This window comes from Candidatus Thalassolituus haligoni, from assembly GCF_041222825.1.
In the GTDB taxonomy this organism is placed as follows: Bacteria; Pseudomonadota; Gammaproteobacteria; order Pseudomonadales; family Oceanobacteraceae; genus Oceanobacter; species Oceanobacter antarcticus.
Genome location: NZ_CP139482.1, coordinates 2,505,084 through 2,518,619, shown reverse-complemented (window position 1 = coordinate 2,518,619; position 13,536 = coordinate 2,505,084). Strand labels below are relative to the sequence as shown.

General features: G+C 53.8%; 10 protein-coding genes. 8 read left to right on the top strand and 2 right to left on the bottom strand.

What is annotated here, in order from left to right; all coding sequences use genetic code 11:
• The first annotated feature begins 661 nt into the window (after positions 1 to 661).
• Positions 662 to 2,155 carry a hypothetical protein gene (locus tag SOJ49_RS11215; RefSeq protein ID WP_369854595.1) on the top strand — a complete coding sequence of 498 codons (1,494 nt, stop codon included), beginning with the start codon at positions 662 to 664 and terminating at the stop codon, positions 2,153 to 2,155.
• Between the two features lie 67 nt (positions 2,156 to 2,222).
• Here SOJ49_RS11215 and SOJ49_RS11210 read toward each other — a convergent pair whose 3' ends face one another.
• Positions 2,223 to 3,608, bottom strand: a complete 1,386-nt coding sequence (locus tag SOJ49_RS11210) for an anthranilate synthase component I family protein (RefSeq protein ID WP_369854594.1) — start codon at positions 3,606 to 3,608, stop codon at positions 2,223 to 2,225.
• A 202-nt stretch (positions 3,609 to 3,810) separates the two neighbouring features.
• On the opposite strand from SOJ49_RS11210, the gene SOJ49_RS11205 reads away from it, so the two are divergent.
• Complete coding sequence (locus tag SOJ49_RS11205) at positions 3,811 to 4,644, top strand: alpha/beta fold hydrolase (RefSeq protein ID WP_369854593.1); 834 nt, start codon at positions 3,811 to 3,813, stop codon at positions 4,642 to 4,644.
• A 40-nt stretch (positions 4,645 to 4,684) separates the two neighbouring features.
• Here SOJ49_RS11205 and SOJ49_RS11200 read toward each other — a convergent pair whose 3' ends face one another.
• A complete protein-coding gene (locus tag SOJ49_RS11200; RefSeq protein ID WP_369854592.1) occupies positions 4,685 to 5,503 on the bottom strand; it encodes a pyruvate, water dikinase regulatory protein in 819 nt (272 codons plus the stop codon).
• A 289-nt stretch (positions 5,504 to 5,792) separates the two neighbouring features.
• Between SOJ49_RS11200 and ppsA the strand changes: the two genes are divergently transcribed.
• From ppsA to prpC, 6 genes are all read left to right on the top strand, one after another.
• On the top strand, positions 5,793 to 8,165 hold the full coding sequence (gene ppsA / locus SOJ49_RS11195; protein WP_369854591.1) for a phosphoenolpyruvate synthase: 2,373 nt from the start codon (positions 5,793 to 5,795) through the stop codon (positions 8,163 to 8,165).
• Positions 8,166 to 8,241: 76 nt separating this feature from the next.
• Positions 8,242 to 9,276 (top strand): alpha/beta fold hydrolase, encoded by a 1,035-nt coding sequence (locus tag SOJ49_RS11190; protein WP_369854590.1) that lies wholly within the window; start codon positions 8,242 to 8,244, stop codon positions 9,274 to 9,276.
• Positions 9,277 to 9,373: 97 nt separating this feature from the next.
• Complete coding sequence (rraA, locus tag SOJ49_RS11185; protein ID WP_369854589.1) at positions 9,374 to 9,868, top strand: ribonuclease E activity regulator RraA; 495 nt, start codon at positions 9,374 to 9,376, stop codon at positions 9,866 to 9,868.
• A gap of 642 nt (positions 9,869 to 10,510) precedes the next feature.
• Positions 10,511 to 11,179, top strand: a complete 669-nt coding sequence (locus SOJ49_RS11180; RefSeq protein ID WP_369854588.1) for a GntR family transcriptional regulator — start codon at positions 10,511 to 10,513, stop codon at positions 11,177 to 11,179.
• Positions 11,176 to 12,057, top strand: a complete 882-nt coding sequence (prpB, locus tag SOJ49_RS11175) for a methylisocitrate lyase (protein ID WP_369854587.1) — start codon at positions 11,176 to 11,178, stop codon at positions 12,055 to 12,057. The genes SOJ49_RS11180 and prpB overlap by 4 nt, the downstream gene beginning before the upstream one ends.
• A 137-nt stretch (positions 12,058 to 12,194) precedes the next feature.
• The gene (prpC, locus tag SOJ49_RS11170) at positions 12,195 to 13,328 is read left to right on the top strand and encodes a 2-methylcitrate synthase (protein ID WP_369854586.1); all 1,134 of its coding nucleotides are present in this window, start codon (positions 12,195 to 12,197) and stop codon (positions 13,326 to 13,328) included.
• Positions 13,329 to 13,536 lie beyond the last annotated feature (208 nt).

Sequence of the window (13,536 nt, the reverse complement as noted above, 5' to 3'; positions counted from 1 at the left end):
ATCAGTCATTCTGGAAAAGCCTATTTTGTCGTGGCTTGATCTGCTGGATCGTTTTTCGGCACTGCCAATATTCTATTCGAATTTTATATATCCCTATACGGATCTCCATATGTCAATCGATGTCGGGAGATGATTGTCTGAAGCGGAGGGGTGTTTGCCTGGCATTCAGCAGTCCCGCCCATGACTGCATGGCTAAGAAGGTAGAGCGAAGCAGGCGGCCAGAGCCTGGAGCTGTACAGGATTAAGCAGGATTAAATAGATACAAATGGTGTTGCCTGATGAATTTGTCGCTAATGGGCAGTGTGGTCGTATTGATTCGTGAATATCATTTTTTGATAATTGAAAAGTGGGTGGTTTGGTAGCACAATCATCTAACACGTAACAGTCTGGCGCAAACTTGATGAATTCTGGATTGTGTCTATGCTGGGTATTTGTAGCGATGATCTCATTGTGTGAAAGCATTATAATTGCGATAAACTCTGGCGAGTACCGGTGATTTCCATTATGAGCAAGGTGTCGATTACATTTTTTGTAAATATTTGTTCTTCTTTTGCTGATGAGTGAGAAGCGGGTTTTGAATATGTATCGGCAGTGGCTGATTTTAAATAGGAATACAGAGCGATTGTCAGCGGATGTGACAAGGAAGGCGGCTGGATTTTTATTGTTGTTGGTCTGTTGTTCTCTGGCGTCGACGGTGCTGGCTGAAGTGGTGACGGTCTCCAAAAGCCAGACGCATCTGGAAGACTATCAGACCTATGATCAGCCCAATACCTACGTCGTGGATGAAAATCCAATGGCTCGCCATAAATTCAAGGCTGATCGTCTTGAAGGTAAACGTGGCCAGGAAGCGGTTCTGGTGATTCAGACAGAGAAAACGGCCAGTCCTCGGCCAACGGTTGCGCCGGTTGTGCGCAGTACACCCGTCAAGGTATCTGCGACCTCTACACCTGTTACAAGTACTGCAAAAAAAACGGTTGCAGCCAAAAAAGCGGATCCCTCGCCTGCGCCGACGGCGCTGCCGGTTATCAAACGCAAAAGCAGTTTTGAGTTACCGGTTCCTCCTCCAGAGTTATCCGGGGTCGCCACCGGAAGCGACGCGACGATGGATTCGACTCCTGCAGATGTGCCTGTCAATAGTTATGCGGCAAACGCGCCTGGTATTCAGGATTCTGCTGTTGATAGCACCGGGGTTGAGCCGCGTGTTTTCGCTGAACAATCCCCGGGGGCTGTGTCTGACGGTGCTGACAGTACCGCTGATATGATTAAGCCGCATGGTTCGGAAAATCCGGTAACGGGTGATGAATTGATGGAAATTCTCGCTGGTAGTGTGTATCAGCCGGCAGTCAGTCCGATTGCCAGCGAAACCCGTCATGAAACCAGCCAGGTTATCAAGCTGTTGCCACCCGAACAGATGAAGCAGCTACAGTCCCGGCAGTCGCTTCAGCGTCAGGAAGTGGTGGAGTTACAGGGCAGTCAATCCCTCGGGATGGTTGATGGCCAGGACATCGGTCATCAGCAAGCAGCAAAGATTTCTTATTTACCCCCCGAAGCACTGGAATCTGATCGCCAGTTTTCGGCGGTGAAAACGACCTCGGTATCAGCCAATACGCCGCGAGGTTATGCCAGCTCGGAGATCGTGGAGGTAGCACCTACCCCTTCCGGAGAGCTGGTGACAAGGGCCGGTTCCCGGACTGATAGCGGTATGAGCCGATTGCCAGTCTCTACCGTGACCAGCAGAGGAATAATTCCGACTCCGGCAAGCAGTTTGACGTTCAGCCGCAAGACGCCGGTGACGGAAACATTAACAAAGGATACGGCAACGGCAGCGAAGGTTGTGCCCTCAGTGGCGGCTCCGCCGAAGGAGGTTCCCGTTGATTTACCTCGCTGGAATCCTAATCGTGACCTGAATAATCCGGGTGCGTCTGCTGTCAAGTCACGGGATTCAGGGGTTGCCAGCAAGGCTGAGCCGGTACAAAAAACGGTGCCAGACAAGCAAGCCGTCAGTCAACCTGCACCGGTAAAGCCAGTGAAAGCTGATCCTGGTGCTTCCCGGGGCGCCGCGTTATCAAGTACAGCGATCAGTAAGCAGGATTCTGTGATGCAGATTATGACGCGAGAAGGTAGCGGCCAGGTTGTCTACCGCTCCGGTCAGTAATCTGCCAAAACCTCCCTGTTAATCTGCGCTCCATACGGACTTCGGCTGTTTAACCATCTTCACCCGTTTAACTTATGGTATCCAGAAGCTGTTGTACCTTGCTGAACAGCTCGTCGTACTCTCCGGCGGCAGTCGAGTCCTTGACCACGCCGCCGCCTGCCCAGCACTCCGCCCCTGAGGGTGTGGCTACAACAGAACGAATCAGAATGTTGAAATCGGCCACCCCCTGATCGCTGAAGTAGCCGAAAGACCCGCAATACAGCCCTCGTGAATCGGGTTCCAGCTCGCGGATAATTTCCATGGCGCGCTTTTTTGGTGCTCCGGTGATCGAGCCACCAGGAAAGGCGTTTAGCACGGCTTCCAGAGGCGAGATTTCCGGTTTTATCTCTGCTCTGATAGTGCTGACCATATGGTGCACGTTGGCGTGGGATTCGATATCAAACATCTTCTCAACCTGAACGCTGCCGGTTACCGCAGAACGTCCCAGGTCATTACGCAACAGATCTACAATCATCAGGTTCTCGGCCTGATTTTTTTTGCTGTCGGCCAGCCATTGGCGGTTGGCCAGATCCTCGCTGGCTGTCTTGCCTCGGGGTGAGGTGCCTTTTATCGGGCTGGTGACCATGTGTTGCTGGTGGATTTTGACAAACCGCTCAGGGCTGACGCTGAACAGAGTCAGGGACTGACCACGAAAGTAGCAGGAGAAAGGCGCGTCGAACTGTTCCAGTAATTTGGCGGGTGATATCGCGGTCAGGTTGTCATGACAGCGGAAGGGCATGGTCAGATTCACCTGGTAGACATCGCCCGAGACAATATAATTCTGCACCTGATTGAATGCCTGCTGGTATTCACTGGCATCCCATTGCGGTTGCCACTGATATGTGTCCGTAGTGTCGGTCGTATTGCTGTTGGTAATACAGCGCGCGCGCGCCTGGTTGAGCTGTTCGAGAATGGCGCCGCACTCTGTTTCGGTGCACGGCCTGGGACTGCGGAGCATGACGGTATCTTCGGCAAAGTCGAGTAACAGGCTATGAGGGTAATAGTGGAATTCGGCCAGCGGATGTGGCGGCTGAGATTGTGTCGACCGGTTGTCGGATGGATGGATTCCTGCGACTGTCCAGCAGCCAGCAGCGTAGGAGAAATAGCCCATCCAGCCGCTGATAAACCCTTCGTTGTCTGGCGTAGCCGGATTGGCTGACGCTGCCTTGATCTGGTCGGCTTCGAGTGCTTGTTTCAGTTGCCGCCATTGGTGGTCGTTGCTGGCGGAGAGCACTCGTGTGGGGGCATAAGCCAGCACCGCCCAGCAGGGTCGGGCAGCCTGTTGTTGACCACTGGTGCCGCTGTAGATCAGAGCGGAGCCGGGCAGCTGCTGGCAACAATGCAACAGCTCGCGGGCGGAAAATGGCAACAGGTAGGTTGTATACGACGCTGTGGCGCTGGGAGGGCTGGACATTGGCGCGAAAGTTTCCCGATCAGTCAGTGTGTAGGGGAGTAGCGGTCATTATCCGGCGCATTCCCCCTGGTTCACAACCCTGGCATTGCTCAGAAACGCTCGTTAGACTGGCGCTGTCCTTCACATGCACTGTGCTCGTTAGTCGATGTGTTGCCGGAATTATTGTTGTGTCAGTTATCAGTTATCAGTTATCAGGTCAATTGTGGAAAAGCACCCCGTTAATATTCGTACTGCCAGTGTCAATCAACATGCGTTGTTGTTGCAATGCGCGAACAATCCCGGTGGACGGCGGCTTGTTTTGCTACACGGTGCCGGTATTGCGGGTGAATTAACCTGGACTTACGTGGCCAATTATCTTGCTGGCTGGAGTGAAATCCTGATCCCGGATTTTGCCGGTATGGGCAAGTCATCCTTTCTTCACTGCGTTAAGCCGACGGTGGATGACTATGCTGGTCAGATCGACGAGCTGCTCACGGCGCTGGATTGGTGGGATGCCGATATTGCCGGTTACTCGTTTGGCGGTATGGTCACCACTGAGCTGGTGAAACAGCATGCCTTTGGTTTGTTGTACCTGCTTGAACCGGCGTTGCTGTCTGGCAACGATGCCGCCGGTTTGCTGGCTCGGGAAGCCCGTTATGCCGGGCTGGAACAACGTTTTCTGGATGGAGACGAAGGCGCCTATCTGGATTTTCTCGACGCGGTATCTCCCAATCGTCGGCGTAATCCGACGGCGGATCGTGTCGCGGTCAAACGTTTGCAGGTCAACCAGCAGGGTTTGTGTCAGGCGCTGGGGGCGGTCAGTGAATCATTGGGTCGCCAACGTGAGTATTATCTGGACTGGACTTCGCCGTTGCCGGGTATGAGTCTGGTCGGAGAGTTAAGCTCGCCGGATATGCAGCAACGACAGCAGCGGCTGGAGCAGCAAAGCCCGGACTGGATCGCCCAGGGGATTGCCGGGGCCGATCACAGTCTGGTGTTTACCCATCCGAAGCAGGTGGCCCGGCTGATGAATGATCGTCTGGCGATGCTGATATAGCCTTGCTGTTGTAGCGCTTGGTATTTTGCCACCTCTGGAATCAGGATCGTAATCGACGCTGCAGGCCGGTCTCGGCGAGAATACGGGTGGAAATTTCCTCAATCGACTTGTCGGTGGTACTGATAAACGGGATTTGTTCACGCTGATACAGGGTTTCCACTTCGTCGACCTCGTGATAACACTGTTTCAACGAGGAATAACGGCTGTTTGCCCGGCGCTCATTACGAATTACCGACAGCCGATCCGGGTCGATGGTCAGCCCGAACAGCTTGCTGCGATAGGGTTCAAGACTTTTGGGTAAGCGTAAATCGGCCATGTCCTCTTCAGTCAGCGGGTAGTTGGCCGCCTTGATACCGTATTGCATGGCCAGATAAAGACAGGTCGGGGTTTTGCCGCAACGGGATACGCCGACCAGAATGACATCAGCGGTTTTGTAATGGCGAGTACGAGCGCCGTCGTCGTTATCCAGGGCAAAGTTCACGGCGTCGATGCGTGACAGATAGCTGGTGTTTTTGGCCGAGTGGGACATGCCGACGCTGTAAGAAGACTCTACTTCAAGTGCCTGCTCCAGCGGTTTCAGAAAAGCATCAAAGATGTCGATCTTCAGTCCTTCGGCAGTGTCGATGACCTGCCGAATGGTCTTGTCGATGACGGTATCGAAAATAATTGCTGGCTGGCCGCTCTTGCGCGAGTCGGCGTTGATCAGGGCGACAGCCTGCTCTGCTTTTGTCACGCTATCAATATAGGGCAGCGTTACACGCTCGAATTCAATCTTCTCAAATTGGGCCAGCAGACTGTTGCCCAGCATTTCGGCAGTAATGCCGGTGCCATCAGAAATAAAGTAGGCGTATCGCTTCATATGGAAATTTGTTTTACCTGCACTTAGTATTACGCGCGCTTGCCCCGGCCCTGGTCCAGGTTGAGTCGCTGATTACTTAAATAACACCAGACGATGATCTGCATCAGTAGACTGCAAGGGTTTCGGCAACACCGATAACCTCGATTGCCCGGAAGCAGCATAAAAGGGTTTATCTGAACCCGTTAGGCACCGCAACCCCAAAGTGGTGTTTTTACCGTCGAAGGCACCACAAGTGTGTTCGGCGGGTTCAGCAGGCTCATAAAGCACGCGATGGTACAGGAGAACAACATTGACTGACTATGTACTTTGGTTTGATCAGGTAGGTATGGGTGACGTGGAACGCGTTGGCGGAAAAAACGCGTCGCTCGGAGAAATGATCAGCCACCTCGCCAGTTCAGGCGTTACCGTTCCGGGTGGCTTTGCTACCAGTGCCGATGCCTATCGGGAATTTCTTTCCTATCAGGGATTGGCGGATCGTATCAATGCCGCGCTGTCTGATCTGGACGTTGATGATGTCCGTGCGCTGGCGGAAACCGGTGCCGCTATTCGCAGCTGGATTCTGGAAGCACCGTTGCCACCACCGCTGGAAGCCGCCATTCGTGAATCTTACATCACCCTGCAAGCAGGCAACGAGCAGATGGCCGCCGCAGTGCGCTCATCGGCCACGGCAGAAGATCTGCCAGATGCGTCTTTTGCCGGTCAGCAGGAAACTCATCTGAATATCGTTGGCATCGGCAATGTGCTGCATGCGGTGCGGGATGTGTTTGCCTCGCTGTTTAATGACCGGGCGATTTCTTACCGGGTGCATCAGGGCTTTGACCACAGCAAAATCGCGTTGTCTGCCGGTATTCAACGTATGGTGCGCAGCGAGACCGCCTCCAGCGGTGTGATGTTCTCGATTGATACGGAATCCGGTTTCGACCAGGTAGTGTTTATTACGTCATCTTATGGTCTCGGTGAAACCGTGGTGCAGGGCGCGGTTAACCCGGATGAGTTTTATGTTCACAAGCTGAATTTACGCGAGGGGCGGCCCTCGATCCTGCGTCGTAACCTGGGTGCCAAGGCCATCAAGATGGTTTACAACGCCTTCGCCAGTGTGGGGCAGTCGGTCGAAACCTTGCGGGTAGACCGGGAGTTGCGCCAGCAATTTTCAGTGACCGATGCCGAAGTGGAAGAACTGGCGCGGATGGCACTGACCATTGAAGAGCACTATGGTCGTCCGATGGACATCGAATGGGCCAAAGACGGCGATGACGGCAAATTGTACGTGGTGCAGGCACGTCCGGAAACGGTCAAAAGCCGCACCAGTAAAACCGTGATGGAGCGTTATTTACTGAAAGAAACCGGCATCGTGCTGGCTGAAGGACGCAGTATTGGCCACCGGATTGGTTCTGGTCGGGTGCGTATTCTGAACGACATCGATGAAATGGATCAGGTTCAGGAAGGCGACGTACTGGTTGCCGACATGACAGACCCGGATTGGGAGCCGATTATGAAGCGCTCTGCGGCGATCGTCACCAATCGTGGTGGTCGCACCTGTCATGCCGCCATCATTGCTCGCGAGCTGGGCATTCCAGCCGTGGTTGGCTGCGAAGATGCCACGGAACGTCTGAAAGATGGTCAGGAAGTGACGGTGTCCTGCGCCGAGGGCGATACCGGTTACGTGTATGACGGCGCACTGGATTTTGATATTCGCACCAACAGTGTCGATTCAATGCCGGAGCTGCCGTTCAAGATCATGATGAACGTGGGTAACCCGGATCGGGCCTTCGATTTTCAGGGGCTACCGAATGCCGGTGTTGGCCTGGCGCGGCTGGAGTTTATTATCAACCGCATGATCGGAGTGCACCCAAAGGCGCTGTTGAACTTCGATAACCTGCCAGAAGATCTCAAACCTACGGTTCGGCGACGTTTTGCCGGATATCCCGGCCCGGTCGATTTTTACGTTGAGAAGCTGGTGGAGGGTATTTCTACCCTGGCCGCTGCTTTCTGGCCCAAGCGGGTGATTACCCGCTTGTCGGATTTCAAATCGAACGAATATGCCAATCTGATTGGTGGCCGCCTGTACGAGCCGGAAGAAGAAAACCCGATGCTGGGCTTCCGTGGTGCTTCCCGTTATATCTCGAAAAACTTCCGCGACTGTTTCGAGCTGGAATGCCGGGCGATGCGCAAGGTTCGTGACGAAATGGGCTTTACCAACGTCGAGATCATGGTGCCGTTTGTGCGCACACCGGGCGAAGCAGAACAGGTGGTTGGCCTGCTGAAAGACAATGGTCTGGAACGCGGCAAAAACGGTCTCAAGCTGATCATGATGTGTGAGCTGCCAGCGAACGCCATCCTGGCGGATGAATTCCTGCAGTACTTTGACGGCTTTTCTATTGGCTCCAACGATTTGACCCAGCTGACACTCGGACTGGATCGTGATTCCGGTATCATTGCCCATTTATTTGATGAACGTAATCCGGCCATCAAGGTGTTGCTGGAAAATGCCATTCAGGCCTGTAAGCGGCAGGGAAAATACGTCGGGATTTGCGGTCAAGGGCCATCCGATCACCCGGACTTTGCGCGCTGGTTGATGGAACATGGCATTGACAGCGTGTCGTTGAACCCGGATTCGGTCATGGATACCTGGTTTTTCCTCGCCGACAAGTCACAACCGTAGCGCCAGACTGACGGTTATCCTTACCGCAATATGTACCCCCGGTCGCTGGTGATCGGGGTTTTGGAGATTCCCCCGCATGAAAAGCAGCAGTGAGCTGTTTCCGGTGACGCTGGCTCGGGCTGATAACCTGGCCGGTTTTACCGATGATGTCTATCTGGTCAAACACAACCTCGACAAGGATCGCAGCGTTGAGGTAGCGGTGACGCATTTGTCGCCAGGCAGTTATGAAACATCTCCCGCCCGTGATGGCCGTCGCCCTCCCGTGGTTTTATTACACGGTTCATTTACTAACCGCAGTTTCTGGCTGACAGTGGATGGTGAGGGGCTGGCTGCCTGGCTGGTGCGGCAGGGGTTTGATGTCTGGCTGATGGAGCAGCGTGGCCACGGTTTGTCGCCGCGTAATAACGACTACACCGGTAACACCTCTCAGCAGTACGCCTGTTGCGATGTACCTGCGGTAAATGATTTTGTCTGCGAAAAAACCGGTGAATATCCCGCCTGGATCGGACATTCCCTGGGGGGCGTGGTGCTGGCAACCGCCATTGCAGCGGGTAAGTTACGCCCCGACAACTGCGCCGGGGTGATGTCCTTCGGTGCTCAGATACTGAAACGCCCATGGTATTTATGGATGCCGTTAGGGTCACTGAGTTTACGTACCCTGATGTCAATCAAGGGTGAGCTGGATGGCCGCAAGATCGGTATTGGCCCTGAAAATGAACCGGCCGGTATTGTTAACGAATACCTTGCCCGCCAGGCTATTTTTGGCAAATGGCAGCTGGAAAATATAAAGCAGCCGTTATTGCCTGCCTGGCGTCAGGCCAACGTACCGCTACGGATGTTTGCCGGGGCGGGCGATCGCATCGACCCAGCCAGCTGTTGCCGTCGATTCTATGAACACTATGGTTCAGACGCCGGTATCGAAGTGGCCAAGTCTATGACGTTACTGGGTGTCGAAAACGGCTTCAGCGAAGACTATGATCATCTCGGGATGGTTATCAGCCCGGCGGCTCGGGACGAAGTCTGGCCGTTGGTAGCAAGCTGGCTAGGAGACCTGGTAGCGCTACCAGGTGCTCCGGTGGCGACCAGTGAGCCAGAGCCCGCTGAATACTGAGCCAGCAATCAAGGCACTGATCTCCACCCAAAGTGGTCTGGACGACGGTGCCTTTCATGGTGTTTGATAACCTCCACACTTAACAGGAGACCACCGCATGACTCACTATCTGACCCCCGACCTGTGCGATGCCTACCCGGAACTGATTGAAGTGGTTGAACCCATGTTCAATAACTACGGCGGCCGCGACAGCTTTGGTGGTGAAATCGTTACTATCAAGGCCTTCGAAGATAACTCCAGGGTACGTGAGCTGGTTGCCACCGATGGCAAAGGCAAAGTACTGGTGGTGGATGGCGGCGGCTCGCTGCGTCATGCCATGCTGGGCGATATGCTGGCAGAAAAAGCCGCCAGTAACGGCTGGGAAGGCATCATCATTAATGGCTGCATCCGCGATGTGGATGTGATTATGGAAACCGACCTGGGCGTACAGGCGCTGGCCACCAACCCGTTGAAAACCGACAAGCGTGGCCTGGGCGATGTGAATGTCGAGGTTAAATTTGGCGGTGTTGTCTTCAAGCCCGGCTGCTTTGTCTATGCCGACAATAATGGCGTGATCGTTTCGCCACAGCCTCTGTCAATGCCTAATGACTGATTATTAAGCGGCCTTCGATGCATGGCCCGGTTTTACCGGGACATGCCGATCATGTTATCCCTGAATGTTTTGGAAAATAATATTGTACTCACCGTACCGCTGAATTTCGCGGCTGGAGGCAATATCCATCGAGTACACAAACTTTCCTCCTGACAGGCCGTGTCAAATAATTGAGAACGCCCCCAGGTAACAGCAACACTCGTATCAAAATGCACCTCGCAGGGTGTTTTCCAACTCGGGCACTTCTTCGAAATACATTGATCTTCATTTCCAACTGCCGGATTTTCTCATTCGTCACATCATCAAAATTCGTTTTCTTCGGGTCGGTACGCGTATCTGCTGGTAGCGGTAGATTGTTGCGTAGCTGCTGTACTTCTGGTTTTTCAGTTTCATCCGTTCGCTGATCATCTTAGGTGAATAACCAAACGACAATCCTGCTTCCATCCTGGTCAGGCTTTACGGGAGCGTTTTCTGGCCAATGATCCTTGGTTGATTGCATACGAAACCCTTTTATTTTGATGTTTTTTGGTCTTTTTTGAGCCAGAAATTATATTTTTGTATACAATATTCGCCTAAAGTCTATTGTTAATCCTCGTCCGGGGCATTATTGTGAGCACATCCAAGCAGATCGTAGACAATTTGATGGCAGACCCTCAAACACTCGCCGACAAGGTTTTTGCAGAACTCACCACTGCCATTGTGCGGGGAGAGCTGAAGCCGGGGGCGCGGGTGTCGGAGCAGATGCTGGTGGAAAAATACGGTGGCAGCCGTGCGCCGATGCGCGAGGCGATCCAGAAACTGGAGGCTAGGCGTCTGGTGGTGCGGATTCCCCATGCCGGAGCCAGGGTTGTGTCGTTGTCATTGTCAGAACTGCGCGATATCTACGAAGTCCGGGTAGAACTCGAAAGCATGGCCTGTCGTCTTGCCGCCGAGCGGATGACGGATGACGAAATTGCCGAGTTACAAACCTTGCTGGATGAACACGCTGCCTCGATCGAAGCCGAGCAAGGGCAGAGTTATTACCAGAAAGCCGGTGATCTCGATCTGCATTATCGCCTGATTCGCGGTAGCAAGAATGAGCGCCTGCACCAGATGTTGTGCGGCGAGCTGTACCATCTGGTGCGTATGTACCGCTATCAGACCAGTACCAGTACCAAGCGCCCATTGCAGGCGCTGCAGGAACACCAACGTATCGTTGAAGCCATCGCCGCGCGTGACGCCGAGCTGGCTGAACTGCTGATGCGACGTCATATCCAGACGTCGCTTCTTAATCTTGAACGACTTATGGCAGAAGAGGAGGGTCAAGCATGACTCCAGGTCAGAAATTCCGTCAGGCACTGGCGGACACCAAACCATTACAAATTGTGGGCACCATCAACGCCTATGCCGCCATGATGGCTGAACGTATCGGTCACAAGGCGATTTACCTGTCCGGTGGCGGTGTAGCGAATGCCTCTTATGGTCTGCCCGACCTGGGTATGACCTCGCTGAACGACGTCGTTGAAGACGTTCGCCGTATTACTTCGGCTTCCAGCGTGCCATTGCTGGTGGATATTGATACTGGCTGGGGCGGTGCCTTTAATATTGCCCGCACCATTCAGCAAATGGAAAAAGCCGGTGCTGCGGCGGTTCATCTGGAAGACCAGGTGGCCCAGAAGCGTTGCGGCCATCGCCCGAACAAGGAAATCGTTTCCATTGAGGAAATGACCGATCGCATTAAAGCGGCTGTTGATGCTCGCACCGATCCGGATTTTTTTATCATGGCGCGTACCGATGCCTTTGCCCAGGAAGGTCTGGAAGCTGCGCTTGAGCGTGCCAAGGCTTATGTTGCGGCGGGTGCTGACGGTATTTTTGCTGAAGCCATCAAGACCGAAGAACATTACCGCGCTTTCTCGGCCGCCCTGGGCGACGTGCCGGTGCTGGCCAACATCACTGAATTTGGTCAGACCGAATTGTGGAACCGTGAGCAGCTGGGCGAGTGGGGTGCGGCTATGGTCTTGTACCCACTGAGCGCTTTCCGTGCCATGAATAAAGCAGCCGAGACGGTATACACCAGCATTCTTGAAAATGGCGATCAGCGCACGGTGGTCGATATGATGCAAACTCGTATGGATCTGTATTCTTATCTGAACTACCACGACTTCGAGCAAAAGCTGGATCAGCTGTTTTCGGAAGGTAAAAACAAGTAAGCCTCGGCTGACTCAATAACAACACCAGATCTGCATCTGAAACGATTGCGTTGCTGTTGCCGTGACTCAGGTAGCCAACGCTATACCGTGTCAGATGCGTGATGTGGCAACTGACCAGTTTCGATGGAGCATAAAGTATGGCTGAAGCAAAAAAACTGAGTGGCGCAGGTTTGCGCGGACAATCTGCCGGTGAAACCGCGCTGTGTACGGTTGGTCAAACCGGCGCCGGTTTGACTTACCGGGGTTACGATATCAAGGAACTGGCCGACAAGGCTCAGTTTGAAGAAGTGGCGTATTTGCTGTTGTACGGCAAGCTGCCCAACCAGGCCGAGCTGGATGGCTACAAAGCCAAACTGAAGAGCCAACGCGCCTTGCCGCAAGCACTCAAAACCGTGCTGGAACAGATTCCGGTCGACGCCCATCCAATGGATGTGATGCGCACCGGTTGTTCCATGCTGGGTAACCTGGAAACCGAGGCAGACTTTGCCGAGCAATACGATAAAGTCGATCGTATGCTGGCGGTCTTCCCCGGCATGATCAACTACTGGTACAACTTCACCCACAACGACGGCCTGCGTATCGAGGTAGAAACTGACGCTGACAGCATCGGCGAACAGTTTCTCTGGACTCTGCACAACAAAAAGCCAGAACCATTACACGTTGATGTGATGCACGCTTCGCTGATTCTGTACGCCGAACACGAATTCAACGCCTCGACCTTTACCGCCCGTGTCTGTGCTTCCACATTGAGCGACATTCACAGCTGCGTGACCGCTGCGATTGGCTCGCTGCGTGGCCCGTTACATGGTGGCGCTAACGAAGCGGCCATGGCGATGATTGAACACTGGCGCTCGGCGGAAGAAGCCGAAGATGCGGTGATGGGCATGCTGGCGCGCAAGGACAAGATCATGGGTTTTGGCCATGCCATCTACCGTGAGTCGGATCCGCGTAACGCCATCATCAAGGAATGGTCGAAAAAGCTGTCTGAGCAAGCCGGTGACGAGTACCTGTACGCAGTATCCGAGCGGGTTGAGGCGGTCATGTGGCGCGAGAAAAAGCTGTTTTGTAACGCCGATTTCTTCCACGCTTCGGCGTACAGCTTTATGGGGATTCCGACCAAGTTGTTTACCCCGATATTTGTCTGCTCGCGGGCTTCTGGCTGGTGTGCTCACGTGATTGAGCAGCGCGCCAACAACCGGATTATTCGCCCATCGGCGGATTACACCGGCCCTGAAAGTGCTGCTTGGGTCGCGATTGAAGATCGGGTTTGATCCCCGGTTATCTCGGCGGCAAGTCACTTCCTGCGGTATGAACTGGCTTGCCCCGCAGCGGTTTGGATTCCCACGCAGGCATGTGGGAATCGGGCCATCCGCTTTTTCAGACTATAGATCGGCGTATCGGGTAGCGTGTGTGTATCCGTAGGATGTATTAGCGGAACGCGTAATACATCAAACCAGAATTTCAAAAAAACGGCCGTCG